Genomic DNA, 24675 nt, shown 5'->3' on the forward strand with positions numbered 1-24675 from the left:
CTGTCCCTGAGGAGGACGTTGTGTCCCAAAATGCCCTCGTACGAGTCCGTCGCAATCGATCGCATGAGCCGACTCTGAGGCTACTCGCGTTTCGACTTAGACAGCATTGGTTTTGCCTACCACTGGCGATCGCTCGTCGAGTCATTCCCAGACCGGTTACGCCAGAGGGCAAAGCCGCCGGACTGATTCAGCTGAAAGACGAAAATATTCTTGTCTTGGATGCGGCTCGATTAATTTATGGTGTGGACATTCCCCAACTAGCCGGAGAAACAACAACTTCTCCATCAGCAACGATCGCTCAGCCACAGGAGCACAACATCGTTATTGTCGAATTACCTCAGAGAGGCTCAGTTGGACTACTCGTGGATGGCACCCCGGTTCTCAAACGAGTTCGTCAATCTGCCTTCAGCCCAGTCCCGGCAGTTTACCTCACTGTGCATCGGCTAAACGGCGTCAGCCACGTCGTCAACCCTAATGCGCAAGAAACCAATAGGTCCGCCGAGCCAATGTTCTTCCTATCGATTGAAGCGCTACTCCCAGCTTAAGTCTCATCGATTCAGTTCTCACCCTTTGTTCTTACAGCTAGCTTGCCAGTTTCTGTGCTCGCAGTTGCCCACAGGCGGCGTCCTTCTCTAGTCCGCGAGAATATCGCACGCTAACAGCAACATGGCGTTTCTCCAGTTCATGTACGAAGGCTTGAATTTGAGCATCGCTGGGACGCTGATAATCCACTTCACTAATGGGATTGTAGGGAATTAGGTTGACGTGGCTTTGGAAACCGCCGACCATTTCGGCCAACTCGGTCGCGTGATGCGGCAGGTCGTTCAGTCCCGCCAGCAAGATGTACTCAAAGGTGACGCGCCGTCCCGTGATGTTGACGTACTCGTAGCACTCTTCGATGAGGTCGGTGAAAGGATATTTGCGAGCGCTGGGAATCAGCGTCTCTCGCAGAGCTTGGTTGGAAGCATGAAGACTGACTGCCAGCGTAACTTGTAGATGCTCCTCTGCGAGGCGGCGAATTTGTCCTGGAATGCCGACGGTAGAAACGGTGATCGATCGCTGGCCAATACCAATATCCTGATTCAGCGATCGCACTGCCTTCACGACGTTCTTACTATTGAGTAGGGGTTCGCCCATACCCATAAACACAATATTGCTCACCCGCCGACCAAAATCGTCCTGCACGGTCAACACCTGATCCACAATTTCGTGGGTTTCTAGGTTTCGCAAAAACCCACCCTTACCCGTGGCACAAAAGTCGCAGGCCATCGGACAGCCTACCTGAGATGACACACACACCGTGAGCCGTTTTGCGGTAGGAATACCCACCGCTTCGATGATGTGACCGTCTGTTAATTTCAAAAGATACTTGACTGTGCCGTCTGGAGATACAGAACGAAAATGAAGCTGCGATCGGCCAATGGGAACATCCGCAATTTCAGCCCGCCATGCCTTCGAGAACACCGTAATATCCGATAGGCTACGCGCATATCTCTCATAGATCCACTGGTGCAGTTGCTTACCCCGATACTTCGGCTGTCCTTGAGCCGTCACCCACTCCGTTAGCTCATCCAGCGACTTCCCCAATAGGGGAGATGATGCTAGAGACGGCGAAGCTGAAGCGATCGCAGGACTATCAGGAACCAAACGTGCAGGCATGTAAAGAGCCATCGATAAGAGACTCTCACCATTCTAATACTCATCCGATAGTTGTCCCTTATCGCCATTAATCCACCTCAGCACACTTTAAGAGCAGTCGTGGAAGCGATTAGTCAGCTCAACTCCAGAACATTCAGCAAAAACCCTACCAGCGTCGGGGGTTTCTATTGGAGAGCAACGTATACAATTCGCCAATACCAACCGTATCAGCCTGTTTTCAGTTAAAGCGTTTTACTGGCAGAGGCAAAAAGTTTCTTGAAAGGCAATATTTGAGTTTGAGTTCCTCACTAAACATCATATTTAAATAATCACTCTCGCCAAATACATCCGGTATATTTGAACACAAAATCCTTGAAGTATAGCGGCATGCATTTGAGTCAAGCACACCCTACTCTCTGTTCCCTATTCCCTGCTTCCTTAAGACACTGCGATGTACTGACCAAACTACACAGGGCTACAGATTAACGACTTGCTCCAAGATTTTCTTCTGGGAAGAAGAGTCGAGTAACACTCAGGTTGATTAAATTTTCTTGCCGATAAAATTGGCAGTCTTTTTTCAGGAAAGACGAATTACCGCAATTTCAATAAGTTGTCTAAAGGTAGTGACACGTGGATAGAGTTGTTCAAGAATTTCTTACATTTACCCTTGATTCTGATAATGATGGCATCCCCGAAAGTGCTCGCACTGAAACGTATACCTATGACGCTGCTGGCAATCAAACGGCATACAGGCTAGTCGCTGATTGGAATGCTGATGGTCAGGCAGATAGCGTCACTCAGGAATCGTGGTCTTACGACGATCAGGGCAACCAAACCTCCTACGTTCTAACACTAGATTTTGATGGGGATGGACAAAGTGACAGCGTTGTCACCGAAAATTATGACTATAACGAAGCCGGTCAAGAAATAATTTTTATTAGTGAATCTGATACTAATGCAGATGGTCAAGCCGAAAGTATCAACCGAAGATCTTCTGCTTACGATGACCAAGGAAATCAAACATTATTGAAGGTCGAAGCAGACAATAACGCTGATGGTCAGCCAAGTTTTGTTGCTGAAAAGAGCTGGCTATATGATGATTTTGGTCGACTTCTTTCAAAGCTTGACAACGTAGACAGTGATGGCGATGGACAAAGCGATTTTGGTACTCGCGAAAGCTGGGTTTACGATGCAGTTGGCAATCCAGTTCTTTATATTGATGAAAGACTGGGTGAAGACCTCCAGATTATTTTCACTTCAGAAGAAAGGCGATCGTTTGACGAGAACGGCAATCTCATTTTGCTTATTGAACAAGACGATCAGGATGGCGACGGACAGATTGACCAGAGCACTCTAGAAACCTGGAAGTACGATGATCTAGGCAATCTTGTTGAATACGCCGTAGATTATGCCGTAGATGATACGGATAGTCCTGATTTTGACGAGATCTGGAATTTCACAATTGAAACTGACGATCAGGGACGCTTTCTATCCTATTTCTACGAGTTTGACTGGAATGGTGACGGCGATTTTGACACTCAAGAGGTCTATCACACTCGGACCTACAGCAATGACGGTCAGCTAGCCGCGATTGACTCGGCTGAGTTTGATCTGACCGGTGAGGCCATCTCTTACGATTTTGGCAGCCCGTCTCCTTCCAGTAGATTTCTGTACACCCCTTGTGAGCTGGATTTGACCGTCCATGACGTTAATGGACTAGTGTTTGAGCTGACGCAGACACCTTTTACGGGAGGAAGTCCGCGCACAACAAGTGCGGCTTCTTTTCAAGCCTATTTTGAAGACACTCCTGTTTTAAGCATTGACAGTTCTGATGATTTTTCCTCTAACAGCTCAGAGGATATTGAATTGTCCAATCTAGACGGTCAGCTGGCCTACACCCGCAGCTATGACTGGTCTCGAAGCGGATCATCCACTTCTGAAACTATCTATGATTACGATGCTGAGGGCGATCGCAGTCGGGTTGTTCGTTCCTATGAATCCGAAGATTTCGGCTCTCTCGATCCCTCCAGTTTCGGCAAGATTTCAGGGGAAACTGTTACCCTCTACGACGACGATGGCACTATTCTTTCGGAGTCAGAAACTTGCACTGAGACTAATTTTTTCTCCAGTGAAGAAACCGTTGTCAATTCAGAGCGAACATTTGCTTACCGTCCAACAGGCGTCCTGGCGTCTGAAACAGTTGTCGTTCAATCCGTCACAACAACGCAGGATCTAGATCGGGGCAATCCTGATAGCTTTATCGAGACGACGGTCCGGGAGTATAACGATCGCGGTGACTGGGTACTGTTGACCTTAGAACGTGATGAAGATGCCGATGGCAGCATCGATTACCGGGAAACGGAGACGCGATCGCTAACGTATGCAGACGCCTTGGTCGTAGACACGCTGGTGGATGAGAACGACGGTGATCTCAGCGCAGGTGATGTGTCTTTGAGGGAGGCGATCGCCTTTACCGAGGCAGGCGGCACCATCACCTTCGACCCCAATCTACAAGGCACCATCACCCTGGATGCAGCACTGGGCGAGTTAGTTATTGATAAGGCGTTGACTATCGACGGTACTGGCTCAGACCGTATTACAGTCAGCGGCAATGACCAAACCCGCGTTTTTCGCCTCGAAGCCGACACTGAGATTAACGACCTCACTATCGCTAATGGTAAAGCCGAGAAGGGCGGTGGCATCTATGGCGCGGGCGTAAATCTCTCAATTTTCAACAGTGTTATAGCAGACAATACGGCGATTAACGGCGGCGGGTTTTACCTAACAGAAGGCGATGTCACGGTCTCAGACAGTTCGTTTATCAGCAACTTGGCGGAAGAATCCATTGAGGTCAACGAAGGGACTTCATCGGGAGGCGCTCTTTTCTTACAAGAGGGTCGCCTAACGATTAATGCCTCCACCTTTGAGAACAACATTGCCAGAAATGCTGACTCACTGGGTGGCGGCGTTTTCGCTGAAGATAGTGTGGTTCAAATTAACGACAGCGCCTTTTCAGGCAACGCAGCCAATGGCTCAAACAATGCTGGCGGCGGCCTCTATGTTACCCACACCGCCCTGACCGACGAGGCTGAAACGGTCATCACCAATAGTGAGTTTTTCGGCAATAACGCGAGCGGACTGTCAAGCAATGGAGGGGCGATCGCTCATCAAAACGGCTTTCTCACTATTAGTGACAGTACGCTTAGCGGCAACTCAGTCAGTGGTATGAATGCATTTGGTGGAGGTCTCAACAGCCGAAACGGTTACGTCACCATCGATAGCAGCAGAATAGACAGTAATTCAGTTTTAGGAACAACAGGCGCTGGCGGGGGGATTGCCAACAATTCGCCTGATGGCACATTGCAAATCGCAAACACGATTATTCGCAACAACCGCGCATCGATTGACTCCAGTCGAGGTGGCATGACGGGTGGGGGCATCGATAATGTTGGTCTACTGAGCGTTAATACCAGCACGATTGATGGTAATGGAGTGTCCGGGACGGGGTCTGCTGGAGGTGGCATCAATACCTCTGGCGACTTTGCCTTAGAAAGCAGTACTGTTAGCAACAATTTTGCTGCGGCCTCGATCAGTGCCATTGGTGGCGGTCTCAACATTACTGGTAAAGAGTCTGTCGCTATTCATAACAGCACCTTGAGTGGTAACTCAGTCAGCGGCGGAGACTTCACGACGGGCGGAGCTGTTTTTGTTGGGTCGTCCGTATCGCTTAACCCCACCGAAACCGAGTTCGTAATTAGCAACAGCACCGTCACTGATAATCTGGCACCGACATCAAATTTTCCTTCGTTCACCGCAGTAGGAGGTATGGACAGTGAGGTGGCGACGACAGTTGTTTCAAGCATCATTGCGGGGAATCAGGAAAGCGATATTGCTAGCTCATTTAGAGAGAACAACAACTTTGTGAGCCAGGGGCATAACCTGATTGGCACCGGAAATGGCGCTGTTAGCTTCAACCAGCCTACGGATAGTGTTGGCATCACGGACCCCGGACTGGAACCGCTGGCCGATAACGGTGGCCCGACTCAAACTCATGCATTGAAGGACGAGAGTCTAGCCATTGATGCCGGCAGCAATCCTGACAACCTGACGAACGATCAGCGCGGTAATGGGTTTCTTCGGGTGCTCGACGGCGACGGCGATGGCGTTGTGCTTCCTGATATTGGGGCGTTTGAAGCGCTTGCCGCTATGTCTAACCCAACCGCAGGACAGGCACTCTTTGAAATCGCGGCAGGTGAGACCGTCGCAATTACAGGATTTGGCGGCGTCGGGCGTGGGGCACGTCCCGGTGAGGCCACCATTCAAGAAGTGGATACCCTCAAGTTCGTCGGCGAAGCATTCACGGCGGACACCATGCAGCTGATGAAAAACGGCTCCGACCTCGTTATTAGCTTTTTGGGAGACACTACTGGCACACAGGTTACGCTGGAGAACTTCGCCCTAGACGAGTTAGACAACCTCCAGCGACAAACGGGAGGCGCTGTCGACTTGGGCAACATTATTTTTGGTGACGAGTCCGCTGTCGAAGATAGTTTTGATGTGTTTGATGCGGATTCTACTCAGCGCTATCTGTGGAATCCCAACACCGTCACGTTCCTGAATGATTTGGACAACACCGTTCAAGGCCGATCGCACTCCGACGACATCATCAATGGACTGGGTGGTGATGACACCCTCCTCGGTCTCGGTGGTGATGACACCCTTCGAGGCGGTGAAGGTGATGATGTTTTAGACGGCGGTCCTGGCGACGATGTTTACACAGGCGGCGAAGGAGCTGATATTTTCGCTCTGACCAATCAGGAGGGCACAGATACCATTACCGATTTTGAGGTGGACCGAGATCGCATCTCACTCGGGAATACTCTCACCATCGCTCAGGTCAACTTAGTTGAATCCGGCAATGACACTGTCGTTCTAGCTCCAGAGAGTGGAGCGATCGGAGTCATTCAAGGGGTGATTGGACTGGATGAGGCTATTTTTGCTGCATTAGCGTAAGCAGTGCATTGCTGCGAGAATGCGGCTTCTTCCTGATTGCTCTATTTGGGACTGCGATATGGAATTGTGCTAACGTCTCGTCTCGGTTACCAGCGTCAAACTCGCCCATCCCCCTTGAGCATTGTATTGACGGATCAGCCGCTGTCGCTGATTCGGAGCAATCAGCCATCCGACTTCTAGCAAGATTGGCTGACGCGGTTCGATGTGAGTGGGGCAGGTCGATGAAGCGCCATCTGGTAGCAGTAAGACTTGCACGGCCTGTGAACCCGTCTCAAATACAATGCGATTATCCAGAATAGTTCCCTGGGACTGAATGGGAGGATTCCCTTCGCCAAACTGGAGTGTCTGCTGCAAAGTACTGCCCTGGCGCACAATTTCCAGTTGGGTAGGATACGTATCGCTGGGCTGCAAGTCTGGATAAACCGTGACTGCTTCGCCAACCCACGTTCCCACTAAAGCTGCCAAAGTCAGCTGCGGGCGCTCTGAGGGTGCCGTTCCCTTCAAATGTTCTCGAATCAACGTCAATTGGCTAAGCTGTCGGGTTTTGTCAAAAAGCTGGACCAGCCGCAGGCGATGATGATCTGCAATTAGCCCCAATTCAGCCCCAAACTCTGAAAATGGTCCCCACTGAATTGATCCCTGAGAAAACGCCCCATTCTCCAAAAACAGAACACTTTTCGCGAGAGAACGGTACTCCAAAACGGTTTCCTGAGCTGGCTCTCCCGCAGGGTGCTTGGTGATTTCTTGACGCATGAGGTTTCCCCCATTCAGAGGCTTCAAGGCTACCACTGAAGGAGTGTCCTGAAGCAGGTCCCCCTGAGCAGACAGCTGGGTAAATGACCCTACCCAAGTTCCCGCGTTTTTCAACAACCGTTCCCACTGCGATGCCATGTCGTTCTCCTAAACCTTGCCCTGCGGATAAGGTCGCACATTTTGGGGCAGGTCAGGACATAGGCAGCACCTGATCGATTGAGAAAACTAGAGTACTCGCCGTCCACCAGGTTTGTTCATCCTTCGTCCTGACTCCTTTCAACAACTGTCGCCCCAACAGTATCAATTTTGAGGGGACGGGCATCGACGACTTCAATATCGTGCTGTTGCCAAGTTTCCGCCATGGCCTGAGCGATCGCCCCGGCCCTTGCCTCACTCCCCAAAGCCAGCAGCGTTGGACCAGCGCCGCTAATTGTGACGCCATAGGCCCCAGCCGCCAAAGCCGCCTGCGCCACCGAGTCATAACCGGGGATAAGTGACTTGCGATAAGGCTCGTGGATGCGATCGCCAATGGCCGTTCGGAGCCAATCACCGTTGCCGGTCTCCAGTGCTCGTATCAGCAAGCCCAAGTGTCCCATGGTATAGATAGCATCAGCTCGCGAATACTGCTGAGGTAACACTTGACGCGCCTTTGCCGTAGAGACCTCAAAGGCTGGCACCACGACGATGGGCACAATCGTGGAATGCCAAGGAACTTCGCAGAGAACACCTTGACTTTGATCGTTGACCGTTGCCAATCGGCAACCCCCCAACAAAGCCGGAACGACGTTATCGGGATGGCCTTCAATTGCAGTGGCTAACTGAGCCAGCGCCGCCCCATCAAGTGGGGAGCCGGCTAGAGCATTAGCCCCCAAAATCCCGCCTACGATCGCCGTTGATGAGCTGCCCATTCCCCTCGCCAATGGCACGTCTAGCTCAACAGTGATGTGGACAGCTGGCACCGTCTGACCCATATGCTTGAAACACTCGCAAAAAGCTTTGTAGGCTAAGTTTGAGGAATCCGTTGTAACGTGATCGCGCTCCGCCCCGGTCACAACGATTTCCAAAGGGCTTGATTCACTAGAGCGGGTGAACTGGAAGCGGTTATAGCGAGTCAAAGCGGCTCCCAAACAGTCGAAACCGGGACCAATGTTAGCGGTTGTTGCAGGTACTGAAACCAAAAACGAATCCGTCAAAATTACGACTCCCCTCAATAGGTATCGAAGGTCACCCCCCGTTTTGAGAATCGCATATTACCATTCAACGGGTTTTGAATTACAAAGATTGGCCGTATCAAAAGGTCAACTGGCAGAATAAGAGAGTTTGAAACATTCGTGTTGATTAAACGTCCCTTGACTGGGATTACAAGCGATTAAAAGATTGATACCGGAGACGGGGTTGCCATGAAAACGCGCTTTTTATCAGTTGGACTTGTCATTTTAGGCAGTAACGCACTAGCAGTTGGGGCGATCGCGAACCCTTTGCCATCCCCCACTACCTCCATGACCGATTTAGAACTGCCTGTTGTAGAGAACGCAGTTCCATCCAAAACAGTGACCGATGCACCCAAGCTGGCCGAAGTTTTGCCCGAAGGGGGCTTCACAGACGTATCGCCAACTCATTGGGCCTACACTGCGGTCACCAATTTGGCAGAAGACTACGGCTGTTTAGCGGGCTATCCAGATGACACCTTCCGTGGAGAAGAATTCGTCACTCGCTACGAGTTTGCGGCGGCGATGGATGCTTGCCTGGGAACTCTGCTGGAGCTAGAACAAGGACAGCAAACCAACAGCGAGGTTGATGCCATTTTGGAAGAGCTGACTGATCTGCAACGTGAGCTGGGTACTGTGTCCGACGAAGTCGAAGAGATAGATTCTGAATGATGGCTGGAAGCGTTGGTTAGAGCAGCATCAAGCTCAAAATCGTGAGTCAATCCAGATCTTGCAGTTGAGTTGAGGCTGACTGCTTTGGCTCCCTGCCCTCCAAATTTGGGGGATTTCCGGGGCGAATGCAGAGAATAATGTTTCAGTACAAGATCTGAAAACATGAAAAAGCGCAAAGGCTTATCGGCCTTTGCGCTTTGCGATAGTGGGGCGATCGCGCTCTAGCTTTTGGCCGCGCTATGACCCATCGCACTGACTGCATTGCGGGTGAAGTTGACACGCTGCTCAAAGTCGAAGGACTTAATGGTTTCAGTGAATTCCTTCGTGTTTTCAGGCAGTTCGTAATTATCAGGGACATTCACGATATCCCCAGACTCCATCCCCTGAGCCAACAGCAGCCAAACATCAAGCTTGCCACTAGGGCTTAGCGCACCATATTCGCGACTCACTTCGGTGTCTGTACCGTTCGCAATATCACGCTGTGCCTGCAGCTGATCTTCTTCGGAAAGCGGCTTGATTTTGTCATAAATCGGTAGGGCTACACCTTCAACTTTATGACCAGGTGCCGGCGTCAAATTTTCCTTGAGATCTAAATAGCCGTACCACAGAAGAGCTAACTGAGTATCTGCATCAAATTGTGCAAATTGCTCTAACGGCTGTCTAACTTCTTCAAGTGTTGTATATGTCATCAAGATTTCAAATTACATCAGGCGGCTGCAAATCGTTCGATTCACGACCGCATCTGATTTACAAATTAGCGAGATTCTGATTGACAAAACACCCTCAAACGTAACAAATGCAACCGTTTCGAATTTATTCCTAACAGCACCTTGACACCTTTCGTTGGGCACAGAAAACCAGACGACAGGATCACACTCAAAGGGAAAACCGTACAGTCTATAGGCGCAAATTACACGTCCTGGGTACGGTCCATGGGCAAAGACGGCGGGCTATGCTGGCGGTATGCCGTAATTTTATGGGTTGATCACATGAGCTTACTGGGCAATATTATCTGGCTGATTTTTGGTGGTTTTCTCAGCGGTGTGGGCTATATTCTGGGCGGCATTAGCACCTGCCTGACCATCATTGGTCTTCCCTTTGGGTTGGAAACCATTAAAATCGGCATTGCTACCTTCACTCCCTTTGGTCGAGAGATTAAAAAGGATCCGGCTGCAGATACGGCCTTGGTCCAGATTCTCAATATTGTTTGGATTGTAGTTTTCGGCTGGGCGATCGCTCTCAACCACTTGATCTGGGGCGCTATCCTTGCGATTACGATTATTGGCCTACCCTTTGCCAAGCAGCACTTTAAACTAATGGTTTTGGCTCTATTTCCCTTTGGCCGCAGCTTCGAATAGTCCCTCTACTTTCGCTATCACGTTTCCCAGTCCTTTGGTGATCCGAAATTCTGATCTGTTGCACCAGTGCACATGTATTCTGAATTTGCCTCTATCCTCCAATGCTGAAGAAGCCTGATCTCAGAATCCCTGAATTTATAGGGCCAAGGGGCCAGCTCAAGCCCTCTGGGCTCAACGACAAGATTTAAGAAATTGACGTTTTGTCCATCACTGTAGAGAATTTGATCATCAATATCACTTGCCGATTTTTCAGAGTATGACTAACTTAGAGCCTACGTTAAAGCCAGAAATTCGACGTCCCAAAGCAGGATTCACAACTTACGCCGAGCTTTTGAATGGAAGAGCCGCGATGGTTGGCTTTATTGCCCTCGTAGTCATTGAGTACTTTACAGGCAAAGGTCTTTTATCGCTGCTAGGAATTGTTTAGGAACTGCAAACGCGCCTTGTGCCTCACAAGGATCTGTCACTGATGCCTTGTTTTGTACGGATTGCCATTTCTAGAGTGGGGAAGGAGTTTAAGTAGGGGACAGTAGCAACGCAGTCTACGTTAGTTTGGCCAGGTTAGAAAGGCTGCTTTGCCAAAATCTGTTATCGTAGTTCACTTACTTTTCAGTGATGTGTGTTCCAGCCCATTGGGAATACTGCGGATCCACACGCAACCCCTCCAAATACCGCCGTCAGGGTGTCCAACCCCCTAAGCTTTGTCGTTCATAATGCGATCGCCCGTGTCTATTAAACGCTTGTTTAGAAAAGAGCCTGTTGTGAGTACTGTCGTTACGGCAGGAACGGTCAATATCTTATTGGGAATGCTGGAAGGTCAAGCGATGCTAGCATTTCTAGGCGTTTTGGTCGTCAGTGGAACGATCGCAGCACGCGGTTGGCAGAAATATGGACGCTTAGAAGTCCAGATTCCTGAACGCACTCCCATTCGTTACCTGCCGGAAGAAACGTCTCGTCCACCCATGCCCATAATCGGTCTCTCCTCCCGCCGCGATTCTGAGCCAGATTAAACCAGGTCAGAAGGAGCTGATCGGTCTAACCAAAGTTATGCGCCATGTGGATTGGGATTGGACAGAGTGAAAACTTTGCCTTCTCGTCGAGGTCCTGACAGGCGAACGACTTATGGATCGACAGAGCGACCTTTATCCTTGCCCTTGCCGGTATGGTAGAGAGAGAGTCTTAAGGGAGATATGCTGAAAATTACAGACCGTATTGCCGTTCCGCTCAGCGAAATCGAACTCAGTGCCATTCGATCCCAAGGGGCTGGTGGTCAGAACGTCAATAAAGTGTCTACGGCCATTCACCTCCGCTTCGACATCAGAGCTTCTTCCCTGTCTCCCATTTATAAAGAGCGTCTGCTCAAGCTAAATGATCACCGCATTACCCAAGATGGAATTGTTGTAATTAAGGCCCAACAGCATCGCACTCAAGAGCACAACAAAGAAGATGCCCTGAAACGGTTGAAGGCCTTGATCAAGAGTGTCACGACAACACCGAAGAAACGTAAGCCAACCAAACCTTCTAAAAGCGCCCAGCGAAAACGCCTTGAGCGGAAAGCAAAACGCAGTCAAATCAAAGCTTTGCGGGGTAATATTCGCGAGTAACAGCGAGCCGAGCGCTACGCATACGAAACATAATCGCGGCAGTTGATGATGGGCGCATTCTGCTGATGCCTCATCGGACACTGGTTGCGATCGCACCTTTGACAAAGTGATTGCTCTGCCAGGGCTGATTGCTGAAGCGGGTAAAGGCTAACTCCCTGACGAATATACCCCTCAGCCTCTAAATCAGTTAGTAGCTCATCTGCTAATAAAATGCAGCGCTGAGCATTCAGAGTGTGGCAGGCTTTCTTTAATCCGGTTAGCGTTTCTCCAAATTGCCCAGCCGCTTGGTTAATCACAACGGGCACCTGCTGCCAGATTCCGCGAAAACAAGGCGGTGCATCTTGAGCGTAGTGATCCCGATACTGAAGCGTATAAGTACCATCACTGTAGCAACGGGTGCGAAACCACCGCTGGAAAGGTAAACCCAGATGACCCTGAGGCTCAAACGTATCCCACCAAGAACGGTACCATCCTTCCCACGGAAGCTGGAGAATGCGCTGAATCTGTGACTCTTGAAAGCCACCATGTTGCAGCAGGGCGATCGCGTCCGACAGACTGATGCGCCAGCCCAACGTTTTTAGCTCAGACTGACAGCGCGTCAACGATTGATAATCTTTAACTGAAAAATGGTCTTCATTGGGTGCTCCTTCCGATGGCGTACACCAGAGCTGTTCGTACTCAATCACCGCATCGGCGTGTTCAGCGCCCTTCTGACCAGGGGGCGGGCCAACCGTTACTTTCAACTGATTGATCTGATGCGGTAGGGCGATCGCCGGTGTACAGTCCACTAACAGTGATTTCAATAGAGCCGTATCGGCGATCGCCAACGCCAACTGAACTTGATTGCGATCAAGTCGAGACGTCTTTTCCTGAAGCTTCATCAAGTCTGAAGAAATCATCTCGATTACCTGGTCAATCACCTACAAAAAACCGCCGAGATGGCACATTCAAGGTCCTCGACGGCTAGGGGGAGCTAGATGAGACATAAAATTTGCTAATAGTCATCATCACTGCTTCTTATTTCAGTAATACGGCAGAATACTGAGGAGTGGCTGCACCACCTCAACAAACTTTGAGCTTGTTCGAAAAACGCAACACTCCATAACGCAAGGTGAAGACAGACTACAGGAATCCCATTGCAAAAGTGCACTGGGTAGCGTCCGGGTTCCTAGCGTCTCGCGCGAGGGTTTACCGTTTGGTCTCAACAAAATTGGCGACGGAGCAGCATTGTCCAATTAGAAAAAATCGCCTCAACCATCACAGAGTGGCCGAGGCGACATATAAGCTTTAGCCATCTAGGCTCGTGTATCCAACCGTCTCGATCACATCGCTGTATCCACGGTAGTTTGCGCCGTTGTTGATGCTTCCTTATCAACATCAATAACGTAGTGTCCAACCAAGAGAATGCGCTCGTAAGCCATGAGATAGAGGTGTAATACGCTGGGATCGGCTTCATCTCGGTGAAGAACCAACCCGTTTATACCCACATCCATACGATAGTTGATAATTTTGTCATTCTCATCCAGCAAAACGCTGAAGAACGGCACGCTTTCAGGGGGTTGTTGCTTCAATTCTTCATAGTCTTGGGTAAACGGCGTACCAAATCCCATAGGACGATAGACACCATCGGAATAGTTCTCTATCGGCAGTTGAGGGACTTGTTCCAAATCAATACCGCTCACGATCAAACGGCGAGGTACACCCTCGTTGTTGAGCATGACTAGCTCGATCTCTGTCAGCTCTTTATCCGACAGAGGCGACTCAATCTTTCTTGCGATCGCATGGTCCAGAGTGGCAATTTCACTCAAATTTGACCCCCACAATCGCTGGTCAGTATAGATACCAGGCGCAACAAAGCTCTGGAACTTCACTGAAGATTGCCGTAGCTCTGCATAGTTCTCCCAAGGAGCCCCGTCGTAGACAACTAGATCAGCTTTATCCGCCTGCTCGTTACGCACTAATACTGCTGCATCAGCGCGGTCAGACCCTTCAACACGAGTATCACTGACGACCGTCCGGAGACGATCAATATCAAAAGTACTGCCTCTCAGGAATCTAAACCCAATCCAAGGCTCCATGGAGCGAGCATGAAGCAGGTAGCTAACATCCGGATTTCTATCGCGGACCATCTGGGCATAGGTTCCCATCGGGAATCCAAAAAAGCCTTGATAGACTTTGCGCGTCGAACCGTCCTCTTCCACAACAGAGACTGCTAATTCCCAATGCCCTGCCCCTAAGCAATTATTGGTCAAAGAAATCACGAGCTGATCGCTGTCATAACCCGCAAACCCATCAGGAGCATAGATGTGCTCTGAACCAGCTGAAAACACAGCCCGTTGCCGATTGAACTCTCGTTCAGATAAAAACCAGCGAACTAATTGATCATCGCCCTGAACATGCTCAGGCACAGCAGGGATAAATAAATCGAGATCGATATTTTGTAACTTTAAGGTTTCGTTGTAGCCGTCACCTTCCAAATCAAATGAGATGTCATAGATATTAGAACCCTCTTCCGCTTGGACAAAATTGATAGCCTCACCGGTATAAACCAATTGCCCCGAAACCGGCTCATTCATCAGGTCAATTGCTGCAAGGTTATGGTCACTGTACTTTGCATATGTTTTTGCTACCCCTGCTCCTATTGCAATAACCGTAAAAATACCAACACCCACCACCCCTTTTTGCCAAAATTTCATCGATGCAACTTCCTTAGTATCAACGTCAAATTTGATATCAACTTTCAAGAGCTCACCTCTTAGAAAAGTACAAGCTGACATCCCATTATTTTTGTACTTTTAAATACAAACATATTTTTTCGTGTAATTTTGACAAGAAAAATTTATTTTGACCAATTTTTCTTGATGTGGAAATTGAGAAACACAAAGAAAAATTGAAACGCTTACAAAGGTCGACACAAGAGGCTTCCATGAGTCTGCTATGGCTCAAACATTTGCCACTAAGCGAGTAGTTTGCGGACTATCTCGGGCGTAGCAATTTAAGAAAACAGATATTCAATTTGCGAGCAGTGTCCACAGCCTTGCAATACAGCCTTTTCTAAGAGTCAACTAAGAAAAGTATTAGAAATTTTTTATGCAAATAAATTGATGAGTCGCTTTACCGCAAAAAGTAATGTTGGCGGCTCATAGCGTTTTCTAATAACTTCAGAGAAGGAATAAATATAGAAGTACTCTTCATACTTGTCATTCTCACTTTTCGCTAAACAAACCGAACAGTCTTAAATATTTTTTTGCTGTCTCAGCTATTTCATAATGAGCTTGATTAGCTACTTTCTGAACATTTGAACTAACCGAGCGCTCCATAATCTATCAAATGCCTAAAAGTATTTAATGCTAGATCGCCAGTTCCGTTGGAACAAGGCGGCAAGCTATTGGACTACACGCGATGAATCACATCTAAGGGGATTGTCTGATTTTCGGTTTATGGACGGCAGTGAGATGCATTGCATTGGCTGCCGTATATCGCGTCTAACCTTTAGAATTGTGGAGTCAAGCGGATAGCAAGGAAGGAGTTCGGACGTGGCGGATAAGTATACTCCCGCAGCGATCGAGGAAAAGTGGCAGCAGATTTGGGCTGAGCAAGGATTGGATCGAACTGAAGACGATTCCAGCAAACCCAAGTTCTATGCGCTGTCTATGTTCCCCTATCCGTCTGGCAACCTGCACATGGGACACGTGCGGAACTACACCATCACTGACGTCATTGCCCGAGTGCGGCGCATGCAGGGCTATCGGGTTTTGCATCCGATGGGTTGGGATGCGTTTGGCCTACCCGCAGAAAATGCGGCTATTGATCGCGGTATTCATCCCGCTAAGTGGACCTATCAGAATATTGACCAAATGCGATCGCAGCTCAAGCGGTTGGGGCTGTCTTATGACTGGGAGCGGGAAGTCGCAACCTGCTCACCTGACTATTATCGCTGGACTCAGTGGAGCTTCATCCAGTTCTTAAAAGCGGGTCTAGCCTACCAAAAAGAAGCGGCAGTGAACTGGGATCCCGTTGACCAAACCGTGCTGGCGAATGAACAGGTGGATAGCGAGGGTAAATCATGGCGCTCCGGTGCGAAGGTAGAGCGCAAACTTTTGCGGCAGTGGTTTTTGAAAATCACTGACTACGCCGATGAATTGCTTCAGGACCTTGACCAGCTATCCGGTTGGCCCGAGCGAGTGCGCCTGATGCAGGAAAACTGGATTGGCAAATCCACAGGCGCTAAGGTCACGTTCAAGACCGAGCAGGGAGACGACTTAGAAATTTTCACGACACGTCCAGACACCTTGTGGGGCGCGACCTTCATGGTATTGTCTCCGGAACATCCTTTAGTCGAAAAACTAACCACGGCTGAGCAGCGCGACGCGATCGCCACCTACCAGGCAGAGGCGGCAGCTAAAAGCGATATTGATCGCACGGCTGAAGATAAGGAGAAATCGGGTGTCTGGACAGGCAGCTATGCCATTAACCCCGTCAATGCGGAAAAAATCCCCATTTGGATTGCCGATTACGTTCTCATGGGCTATGGCACTGGCGCGATTATGGCCGTTCCAGCCCACGACCAGAGAGACTTCGCATTTGCCCGCAAATTTGGCTTAGACATCAAAGTTGTGGTGCAGCCAGAAGGGGAAACGCTGGATGGTGCAACGATGGCGGAAGCATGGCCGGGGGATGGCGTGATGGTTCATTCCGGTCCTTTAAATGGGGTGCCTGCGGGGAAAGGAGAAGGACAAAGTGTTGAACAGGCGATCGCTTGGCTAGAAAATGAAGGTCAAGGTCAAGGTCAAGCCAACTTCCGCTTACGCGACTGGTTAATTTCTCGGCAGCGCTACTGGGGCGTTCCGATTCCTGTGGTCCACTGTCCCAGTTGTGGAACTGTGCCCGTGCCTGACGAGCAGCTTCCGGTTGAGTTGCCTCAGGATGTTGAGTTTAGTGGTCGGGGAGCCTCACCGTTGTCGAAACTCGACCACTGGATCAATGTGCCTTGTCCCACCTGTGGCGAACCTGCCCAGCGAGAGACTGACACCATGGATACCTTCATTGATTCGTCCTGGTATTTCCTGCGATTTGCTGATGCCCGCAACGAAGAGGCTATTTTCGATCCTGACAAGGCCAACGATTGGCTACCTGTAGACCAATATGTGGGCGGTATTGAACACGCCATTTTGCATTTGCTCTATTCGCGGTTCTTCACGAAGGTGTTGCGAGATCGCGGTTTGTTAAACGTTGATGAACCTTTCAAACGCCTACTAACGCAGGGGATGGTGCAGAACATCACCTATAAGAACCCCAAAACGGGCAAGTATATTCCAATTCAGGAGATTGCTGATCCAGAGAATCCCGTCGATCCGGAGACGGGTGAAGCGTTGGAAGGCTTCTACGAGAAGATGTCCAAGTCTAAATATAATGGCGTCGCTCCGCAAGATGTTTTAGCACGATATGGAGCTGATACGGCTCGCATGTTTATCCTGTTCAAAGCGCCACCGGAAAAAGACCTGGAATGGGATGATGCGGATGTTGAAGGACAGCATCGGTTTCTTAACCGAGTGTGGCGACTCGTAACGGACTTTGCTGCTTCCCATCCCAATGGTCTAGCTGCTTCCAAAATGGAGTCTTTGTCTAAGGCCGACAAGGATCTTCGTCGTGCAGTCCATACTGCTATCAAAGAAATCAGTGAAGACGTTGAAGGTGAGTATCAGTTCAACACGGCTATCTCAGAATTGATGAAGCTTAGCAATGCCATGAGCGATACTAGCGATAAAGCTTCTTCAGTCTATGCAGAGGGCATTGCGACACTCGTCAAATTACTCGCTCCGTTCGCCCCTCATATCGCTGAGGATCTCTGGCATCAGCTAGGCCACTCTGATTCCATCCATCGCCAAAGTTGGCCCCAGTTGGATGAAACAGCGCTGGTCGCCGATGAAATCACTTTGGTTATTCAGATCATGGGTAAAACGCGCGGCACTATTAGCGTTCCTGCTAGTTCTGATAAGGCAGCTTTAGAAAAATACGCCCGAGAATCTGAAATTGCTCAGCGTTATCTAGATGGCAAAGAAATCAAGAAAGTGATTGTGGTTCCAGGCAAACTCGTCAACTTTGTGGCTGTGTAAGTTTACGGATAGAACCTTACGTTTTGCGATCGCTCTAGAAAGATAGATCCGCAAAAGACTCTCAGAGGAATTACGCAAGAAAAGCACAAAAAACGTTCACAGTAAACTTTTATATTTTTACTGGGATGTGTACAGATCACTTAAGAAAATTGTTAGCCAATCAATATGGCAGCAATCCAAGTCGTTTTGGAATTCTTTTTCCTCATTTCAAGCTCATGTAAAAGGAATGGAATTCTTTTGATATGTCAGAGTATCAAAATTGGGATTGCAGGGTTACTTGATATTGGGCTAGCAATTATCAACAGCAAAGGTTAAATGAAGCTTAATCCAAAACAAGGTTTCAAGTGAATTCAATCAAATAAAATTGTGAATTAAAACTCGCCATTGTTCTATTTTTAGTCCTCTAAGCATCACTATTATGCATTTCTCAAGAAGATAAATAGTAACCAATTAAAAAGATTTTAAATAATTCTAATTCTATTGATCGACACATTAATCGCTGTCAAAACAAGGACTATTTCGGCTGTGGATTTATAGTCTTTGAATCCATAGGCCTCGTTTCTCAAGGCTTTTGAGTCAAACAGCATGAAGAGAGCACGGTCTACAAGCGTCTCTAGAGCAGTTGTGCTATTGCGGTTTTGGTCTATACCTTTGTCCTCATAAAGCGCGATCGCGGCTCAATTGATTAGCGTATTTTTAAACCTGTTCAAACAGTGAATGACTTTTTTGAAATTTTCATAAACCCTGTTATCCTTTCGGGTCGTGACTTTAGAGCATAGTCAGTATAGAGAAGAGGAAAAATAAAGGTTATTGTTGGTTTAAAAGAGGAGCACGGATTGGTAGAGTGGCGTTGTATATAGATGCAAATTCTCCCTATGACATCTCTCACGTTGCCTTCTGCCTATCAACAGGGCGTTCGCATTGGGTTGGGGCGAGTCCTAATCGTTGAGGACGAAGAACTAATTCGTGAAACCGTGGGTCTAGCCCTGGCAGAAATTGGTTTCGAGATTTTGGTCGCAGAGGATGGCCTTACAGCTCTAGAAATGCTGGGAGGAACTCAGAAAAGCTCCCATCGATCCTCTTCGGACATTAACTTAGTCATTCTTGATTTAATGCTGCCCGGTATGAACGGGCTTGATTTATGCCGTCTTCTTCGGCATCAAGGTATCGACGTACCGCTTCTGATTTTGAGTGCAAAGAGTACTGAGACTGATCGCGTAGTTGGTTTAGAGGTTGGGGCCGATGACTATCTAGCAAAACCGTTCGGTATGCGAGAGTTGATTGCCCGATGTCGCGCCCTGCTTCGTCGCCAGCGTGGAATGAGCAAACAAGAGCCAGATCCCGTCTTGAGGTTTGAAGAGGTTGAGCTGAATCCCAAAGAGTGCCGTGTCTTTCTGAAAGGTGAAGAGGTTAACCTTTCTCCAAAAGAGTTTCGGATTCTAGAGCTGTTCATGAGCCAGCCTCGCCGGGTCTGGTCCCGTGACCAAATTATTGACAAGGTTTGGGGGCATGACTTTATGGGCGATAACAAGACAGTAGATGTTCATATCCGCTGGATTCGGGAAAAGCTGGAAGAGGATCCCAGCAAACCTAAGTATTTGAAAACGGTGAGAGGGTTCGGCTATCGCTTGGGCTAGTCTCGTATTCTGCCTCTAAACAAAGCATGAACCCCACAGAGGAACCTGTAACGTCAAAGCAGGGAATGGTGATATGTCCCCATTCCTTGGCTTCTGAAGTGGGCGCGCAGATTTTGAGAGACGGCGGTAATGCCGTTGATGCAGCGATCGCCATTCAAGCAGCCCTGGGCGTTGTGTATCCACACATGACGGGGCTGGGTGGTGATGCTTTTTGGCTAATCTACGATGCCAAAAGTCAGGCGCTCTACGGTCTCAACGGTTCAGGCCGAGCTGCACAAAGAGCCACTATTGATTTATATCAGCAGCAAGGCCATCAATTCATTCCTCAACGAGGTCCTCTAGCAGCGATGACTGTGCCGGGAGCAGTAGCGTCTTGGGAGCAAGCTCATCGTCGCTTTGGTCAGCAGGACTGGACTACACTCTTACAGCCCGCGATTGCCCTGGCCGAATTGGGATATCCGGTATCCGGCTCCCAATCGTACTGGACACGCCGTGATCGTCCTCATTTTGAGCAGCATTCGCCATCGGCTTGTCCCTTCCTAGCGCAAGGAGAAGTTCCTGCCCCACAATCAATACTGAAAAATCCAGACTTGGCTCGAACCCTAGAGACTTTATCGCATGAAGGGGCATCGGCTTTTTATCAGGGGGCGATCGCACAGCAAATTGCGGATCACCTCAATTCCGTAGGCGGACTTCTGACGCTGGACGATTTTACAGCGCATCATTCGGACTGGGTGAAGCCAATTGAGACAACCTATCAGGGCTATCGCATCGCACAGCTGCCGCCCAACTCCCAAGGGTTTGCCGTTTTGCAAATGCTGAACCTAATTGAACCCTTTGACCTGCAAGGGATGGGACATGACAGCGCTGATTACTATCACTTGATGATTGAAGCAACCAAATTAGCTCTGGTTGATCGCGGTCACTGGCTCACCGACCCCGACTTTGTCAAGATTCCGATCAACAAACTGGTTTCTAAAGCCTACGCTGATCGCCGTCGCTTCCAGTTATCGTTAACCCGGGCCGGACAGTACGCAGCGGTTCCTATGGGCAGCGATACGACCTACACCGCAGTCGCAGATGCATTCGGCAACGCAGTCTCAGTCATTCAGAGCATTTATTTTGATTTTGGCTCAGCTGTTGTCGTTCCCCAAACAGGCTTCGTCTTACAAAATCGCGGCTGCTTTTTCTCCCTCAATCCCAATCATCTCAACTGTTTGATGCCAGGGAAACGAACATTTCATACCCTGATGCCGGGGATGGTGTTGCAGCCAAGCGGTCACCCATATCTCATTCTGGGGACTATGGGCGGCGAGGGACAGCCTCAAACTCAGCTGGCATTACTGACTAGGCTGCTAGATTTTGGCTTCGATCCGCAGACCGCGATCGATGAACCACGCTGGCTTTGGGGGCGGACTTGGGGAGATGAGACGGTTAGCTTAACGCTGGAGGGGCGAATTCCAATTGCTGTACGGCAGGCGCTACGAGAGCGGGGTCATGTTCTGACCGTTGGCCCTGACTGGAACGTCAAAATGGGGCACGCCCACGTTATTCGCTACGCTCCTGATACCGAGACGATGGAAGGAGGATGCGATCGCCGCAGCGACGGTATCGCGATCGGACTATAGGTTGATGACCTGTTTTCCCCAGAAACGGGACAGATGACTAAAGTCATACGATCGCCAGTTCCGTTAGAACAAGACAGCGAGCCATCTAGTTATGGGTCAAGGACCTGGATGTTATTGGATGCACAAGCCTATAGCGGCATGCATTAAATCAACGCACCCCATTCCCTGTTCCCTTAAGATACTGAGATGTACTTGACCAAGCTGCAAAAGCCTAGAGGGCTAAAACGACAACTCAAAAAAAGTCCCTCCTGCTAGATCAGCAAAAGGGACTTAAGGCATGGTTGCTGTTGTCGTCTAGGAGGAAAGTCGCAAAAGAGAAACTAGCGAGACCCATGACAGGTCAACTGACCGTTATCTCCAACTTCCAAGGCCCAGTTAGGCGAGGACGAATCCGACGCCGGATACCCGAAACAGTGGGTACTATTTCAGCTTTAACCTGGCGCTGGAGTTTGGTTTCATAACGATAGTTATTGTCATGGTGCAAAGCTCGAATCGTTTTGCTGTTGATAGAAACAGCATTGGCTCCAGCTTTCTCGATATCAATTTTGTGTTTCTGATCCTGGCTGCATACTGTCATGGATCACGCAATGGTGTGACTCGGTTGCAGTAACGGATATTTCTGGGTGCTAGGAGGCGATCGCGTTTAACCAACATCAGCCTGAATCGCTTGAAAGCAAGAGAAGTATCAGCTGCGACAATTAAGTCATTTGCCGAACCTGCTTTCGGAAAGCACGTAGAGCAGGGCTTCTGCCGACCGCAAGGCTTTGCTCGATCACTCTCGCAACCCACTCTAGAATCGGCAGATTTGGAAACGTAGGACTCACGGCAGTGCTTCGATACTGGTCTTCGTCTAGGACATAAATGTTTAATCGGCCTTTTTCATACAGCCACAGTTCAGGAACGCCAAGGGCGGCATAAGCCTCCAGTTGCGTCTTTGAGGTAACATCCACTTCAATTGTCAGATCGGGTGGTGGATCAACGGTGAGGTCGATACGTCGTTTCCCCCTCATCTCTTCCTGATTCTGGATGTAGAAACACTGATCGGGCTCAATTCCACTCTCCATTGCTTCTTGTTTAAACGTGGTGGAACCGAAGCATTCACAATCCATTTCAAACTCATCCAGCACAATTTTAACCAAATCACCAATGAGTTCTTTATCTACTTCGTGTTCTGGCGAAGGCATTCTGATCTCTAAGGTGCCATGACTGTAAGCAATGCGTGATGAGCGCGTTTCCCCCAATTCTTCTAAGATGCGTTCAAATTGCTGCCAATCGAGGTTGCGGACGAGCAGTCGCTGACCAACAGGAACATCAAGTTGTTGAAGTTGAAGCGTGACCATTTTGATGGACTTGCCAATGCAGAACTGGCTGACTATCGACAATCCTATCAAAAGAGCAATGAAGGAGATTTCTGAAACTAAAAATATCCGGCTGTGGTGCATTATGCTGCGCTAATGACACCCTACCAGCGGTATGGCCGTCGCCAGTTCCGTTAGGACAAGACGGCGAGCCATCTGGCCTATGCTAAGCACATTGAGGGTATTGGGAATGCACAAACCTAGATGGCTACAGCTATAAATCCTGGAGATCCCCTAACAGAATACTCTGCACTATCCGAGTGCTTTCTAAGATGACAACAAAACTTGCGTCGAAGCGTTGTTAAAAGACAAATTGAATTTGAACATCCCAGCTGTTGTCTTTTCTCACAATTTGAACCGACTGAATGAATTCGCGGAGGTAAACACGGCGCTCGGCTTCCGAGAGATCTAGCCAAAAGGCTTTGACAGAAAGCGTTTGGGCAATCTGTGGTAGGTTTTCGGGGGGCAACTGTGAGAGCTGCTGCTGCAATTGAGAGAGTTCATTTCTCAAGGTATAAGCCCGCAAATTAGCGCTCGTCTCGTCCAAAATGGCTTGCTGTTGGAGATCATCAAGCTGTTCAAGGGCTTGCTCCTTATTCTCAATTTGAGTGAGTAAGCACTCTTTGATGGCCCCAATAGGGGGGCCTTTGAGATTGGAAACGGCTTCGGGTAACTGAGCGCAAATAGCATCAATGGTTTTTTCTAGCACGCTTTCGTAGGCGATCGCCCGACAGTTCACCTCGCGTCCACACTGCATCGGTCGCAGATATAGATAACTCTTGTCCTGACGAGGGCGAGTCACCTTGGAGACTTTGAGCTTACTCTGACATTCTTGACACTTGACCAGACCCGCCAGCGATCGCTCAGCACTAGCTGTTTTGGGAGGCAGCTTACGATTGCGTCGTAGCAGGCGATCGACCTGAGCAGCTTCCTCACGAGAGATGATGGGAGTATGGGTATCGCGAACAACGCTGTCGTCTTTGTAAAGGAGATCGCCTCGGTAGACAGGATGCTGTAACCAACGCTGAGCAGTGGAGGCCGAAATTCGTTTTCCATACGTCTTCTCCAAATATCGGGCAGAGCCTCGTACAGAACCATAGAGAATGAAATGCTCAAAAAACGCTTTGACAACAGGGGCTGTTGCGCGATCAAGGGCATAACGATAGCGTCCGCGTCGATAACCATAGGGAGCACGACCTGGCGGTGGCAGCACATTGACCCGATTACGAGCATGACCTGCCTGAAGCTGCTGACGGCGGTGCTGAACTTGGATCTGCTCTGCTAATTTCAGCAGTTGAGCGTTGTCTACTTCACCCTTCACCCCATCCGATGTGCAATAGCTCTGGTCTAGCGCCATAATTTGGACGCCAGAGTTCTCCAAAGCCGTCACCGTTTGAAAAACGTCGCTGAGCGAGTCCCCAATTTCCCCCAACTCCCGGATGAGTAAACGCTCAGGTGGGGTTACTTTGCAGTCTGCGAAAAGCTGTTGGAGGGCTGAACGGGGTTCAGGGGAACGGCTGTAGTCGACATAGAGGCGATCAGCAGTGGGCTGAAAATCCTCTGCTTGGATGGCTGCTTCAATATAGGGATCGATATAGGCGTAGGCAGCAATGGTCATACCGGTGGGCAACAACGAAATGGCAGCAACGATTAAGGTAATGCGGGTAATTTCCTTTGCAAGAAGCCCCCT

General features: G+C 49.2%; 19 protein-coding genes. 10 read left to right on the top strand and 9 right to left on the bottom strand.

Going from position 1 to position 24675, the window contains the following annotated elements:
* Nucleotides 1–20: 20 nt before the first annotated feature.
* On the top strand, nucleotides 21–545 hold the full coding sequence (locus tag PN498_RS10085; RefSeq protein WP_272062614.1) for a chemotaxis protein CheW: 525 nt from the start codon (nucleotides 21–23) through the stop codon (nucleotides 543–545).
* A gap of 37 nt (nucleotides 546–582) precedes the next feature.
* Here PN498_RS10085 and rlmN read toward each other — a convergent pair whose 3' ends face one another.
* On the bottom strand, nucleotides 583–1659 hold the full coding sequence (rlmN, locus tag PN498_RS10090) for a 23S rRNA (adenine(2503)-C(2))-methyltransferase RlmN (RefSeq protein WP_272062615.1): 1077 nt from the start codon (nucleotides 1657–1659) through the stop codon (nucleotides 583–585).
* Nucleotides 1660–2268: 609 nt separating this feature from the next.
* On the opposite strand from rlmN, the gene PN498_RS10095 reads away from it, so the two are divergent.
* On the top strand, nucleotides 2269–6651 hold the full coding sequence (locus PN498_RS10095; RefSeq protein WP_272062616.1) for a choice-of-anchor Q domain-containing protein: 4383 nt from the start codon (nucleotides 2269–2271) through the stop codon (nucleotides 6649–6651).
* A 69-nt stretch (nucleotides 6652–6720) separates the two neighbouring features.
* Here the strand turns inward: PN498_RS10095 and PN498_RS10100 are convergent, their stop codons facing one another.
* Together PN498_RS10100 and thrB are read right to left on the bottom strand one after the other, a co-directional pair.
* A complete protein-coding gene (locus PN498_RS10100) occupies nucleotides 6721–7542 on the bottom strand; it encodes a DUF3598 family protein (protein WP_272062617.1) in 822 nt (273 codons plus the stop codon).
* 116 nt (nucleotides 7543–7658) lie between these two features.
* A complete protein-coding gene (thrB, locus tag PN498_RS10105; RefSeq protein WP_272062618.1) occupies nucleotides 7659–8597 on the bottom strand; it encodes a homoserine kinase in 939 nt (312 codons plus the stop codon).
* Nucleotides 8598–8804: 207 nt separating this feature from the next.
* Between thrB and PN498_RS10110 the strand changes: the two genes are divergently transcribed.
* On the top strand, nucleotides 8805–9284 hold the full coding sequence (locus PN498_RS10110; protein WP_272062619.1) for an S-layer homology domain-containing protein: 480 nt from the start codon (nucleotides 8805–8807) through the stop codon (nucleotides 9282–9284).
* Between the two features lie 221 nt (nucleotides 9285–9505).
* On the opposite strand, the gene PN498_RS10115 is transcribed toward PN498_RS10110, so the two are convergent.
* Nucleotides 9506–9973 (bottom strand): orange carotenoid protein N-terminal domain-containing protein, encoded by a 468-nt coding sequence (locus PN498_RS10115; protein ID WP_272062620.1) that lies wholly within the window; start codon nucleotides 9971–9973, stop codon nucleotides 9506–9508.
* A gap of 300 nt (nucleotides 9974–10273) precedes the next feature.
* Between PN498_RS10115 and PN498_RS10120 the strand changes: the two genes are divergently transcribed.
* The 4 genes from PN498_RS10120 (at nucleotide 10274) to arfB (ending at nucleotide 12246) form a co-directional block, all read left to right on the top strand.
* The gene (locus PN498_RS10120) at nucleotides 10274–10642 is read left to right on the top strand and encodes a YccF domain-containing protein (RefSeq protein ID WP_272062656.1); all 369 of its coding nucleotides are present in this window, start codon (nucleotides 10274–10276) and stop codon (nucleotides 10640–10642) included.
* Between the two features lie 256 nt (nucleotides 10643–10898).
* Nucleotides 10899–11069 carry a chlorophyll a/b-binding protein gene (locus PN498_RS10125; protein WP_272062622.1) on the top strand — a complete coding sequence of 57 codons (171 nt, stop codon included), beginning with the start codon at nucleotides 10899–10901 and terminating at the stop codon, nucleotides 11067–11069.
* Between the two features lie 334 nt (nucleotides 11070–11403).
* Entirely contained in the window at nucleotides 11404–11652 is a 249-nt protein-coding gene (locus tag PN498_RS10130) for a hypothetical protein (RefSeq protein ID WP_272062623.1), read from the top strand.
* Nucleotides 11653–11841: 189 nt separating this feature from the next.
* A complete protein-coding gene (arfB, locus tag PN498_RS10135; RefSeq protein ID WP_442951411.1) occupies nucleotides 11842–12246 on the top strand; it encodes an alternative ribosome rescue aminoacyl-tRNA hydrolase ArfB in 405 nt (134 codons plus the stop codon).
* A gap of 14 nt (nucleotides 12247–12260) precedes the next feature.
* Here the strand turns inward: arfB and PN498_RS10140 are convergent, their stop codons facing one another.
* Nucleotides 12261–13145, bottom strand: a complete 885-nt coding sequence (locus tag PN498_RS10140; RefSeq protein ID WP_272062626.1) for a hypothetical protein — start codon at nucleotides 13143–13145, stop codon at nucleotides 12261–12263.
* Between the two features lie 423 nt (nucleotides 13146–13568).
* A complete protein-coding gene (locus PN498_RS10145; protein WP_272062627.1) occupies nucleotides 13569–14942 on the bottom strand; it encodes a hypothetical protein in 1374 nt (457 codons plus the stop codon).
* Between the two features lie 840 nt (nucleotides 14943–15782).
* Here PN498_RS10145 and leuS point away from each other — a divergent pair.
* The 3 genes from leuS to ggt all read left to right on the top strand — a co-directional run bounded on the left by leuS (nucleotide 15783) and on the right by ggt (nucleotide 21627).
* A complete protein-coding gene (gene leuS, locus PN498_RS10150) occupies nucleotides 15783–18362 on the top strand; it encodes a leucine--tRNA ligase (protein WP_272062628.1) in 2580 nt (859 codons plus the stop codon).
* A gap of 875 nt (nucleotides 18363–19237) precedes the next feature.
* Complete coding sequence (locus PN498_RS10155; RefSeq protein WP_272062629.1) at nucleotides 19238–19999, top strand: response regulator transcription factor; 762 nt, start codon at nucleotides 19238–19240, stop codon at nucleotides 19997–19999.
* 26 nt (nucleotides 20000–20025) lie between these two features.
* Entirely contained in the window at nucleotides 20026–21627 is a 1602-nt protein-coding gene (gene ggt / locus PN498_RS10160; RefSeq protein ID WP_272062630.1) for a gamma-glutamyltransferase, read from the top strand.
* 340 nt (nucleotides 21628–21967) lie between these two features.
* Here the strand turns inward: ggt and PN498_RS10165 are convergent, their stop codons facing one another.
* From PN498_RS10165 to PN498_RS10175, 3 genes are all read right to left on the bottom strand, one after another.
* A complete protein-coding gene (locus PN498_RS10165) occupies nucleotides 21968–22204 on the bottom strand; it encodes a hypothetical protein (RefSeq protein WP_272062631.1) in 237 nt (78 codons plus the stop codon).
* 121 nt (nucleotides 22205–22325) lie between these two features.
* On the bottom strand, nucleotides 22326–22967 hold the full coding sequence (locus PN498_RS10170) for a Uma2 family endonuclease (protein ID WP_272062632.1): 642 nt from the start codon (nucleotides 22965–22967) through the stop codon (nucleotides 22326–22328).
* A 319-nt stretch (nucleotides 22968–23286) separates the two neighbouring features.
* Entirely contained in the window at nucleotides 23287–24603 is a 1317-nt protein-coding gene (locus tag PN498_RS10175) for a recombinase family protein (protein WP_272062633.1), read from the bottom strand.
* Nucleotides 24604–24675 lie beyond the last annotated feature (72 nt).

This window comes from Oscillatoria sp. CS-180 (assembly GCF_028330965.1).
Lineage (GTDB): Bacteria > Cyanobacteriota > Cyanobacteriia > Phormidesmidales > Phormidesmidaceae > Halomicronema.

Excerpts from the sequence above, each read along its gene's own strand:
- rlmN (WP_272062615.1), bottom strand. The coding sequence starts at position 1,659 with ATGCCTGCACGTTTGGTTCCTGATAGTCCTGCGATCGCTTCAGCTTCG.
- PN498_RS10100 (WP_272062617.1), bottom strand. The coding sequence starts at position 7,542 with ATGGCATCGCAGTGGGAACGGTTGTTGAAAAACGCGGGAACTTGGGTA.
- PN498_RS10110 (WP_272062619.1), top strand. The coding sequence starts at position 8,805 with ATGAAAACGCGCTTTTTATCAGTTGGACTTGTCATTTTAGGCAGTAAC.
- PN498_RS10115 (WP_272062620.1), bottom strand. The coding sequence starts at position 9,973 with ATGACATATACAACACTTGAAGAAGTTAGACAGCCGTTAGAGCAATTT.
- PN498_RS10120 (WP_272062656.1), top strand. The coding sequence starts at position 10,274 with ATGAGCTTACTGGGCAATATTATCTGGCTGATTTTTGGTGGTTTTCTC.
- PN498_RS10125 (WP_272062622.1), top strand. The coding sequence starts at position 10,899 with ATGACTAACTTAGAGCCTACGTTAAAGCCAGAAATTCGACGTCCCAAA.
- PN498_RS10140 (WP_272062626.1), bottom strand. The coding sequence starts at position 13,145 with ATGATTTCTTCAGACTTGATGAAGCTTCAGGAAAAGACGTCTCGACTT.
- PN498_RS10145 (WP_272062627.1), bottom strand. The coding sequence starts at position 14,942 with ATGAAATTTTGGCAAAAAGGGGTGGTGGGTGTTGGTATTTTTACGGTT.
- PN498_RS10155 (WP_272062629.1), top strand. The coding sequence starts at position 19,238 with ATGACATCTCTCACGTTGCCTTCTGCCTATCAACAGGGCGTTCGCATT.
- ggt (WP_272062630.1), top strand. The coding sequence starts at position 20,026 with ATGAACCCCACAGAGGAACCTGTAACGTCAAAGCAGGGAATGGTGATA.
- PN498_RS10165 (WP_272062631.1), bottom strand. The coding sequence starts at position 22,204 with ATGACAGTATGCAGCCAGGATCAGAAACACAAAATTGATATCGAGAAA.
- PN498_RS10170 (WP_272062632.1), bottom strand. The coding sequence starts at position 22,967 with ATGGTCACGCTTCAACTTCAACAACTTGATGTTCCTGTTGGTCAGCGA.
- PN498_RS10175 (WP_272062633.1), bottom strand. The coding sequence starts at position 24,603 with ATGACCATTGCTGCCTACGCCTATATCGATCCCTATATTGAAGCAGCC.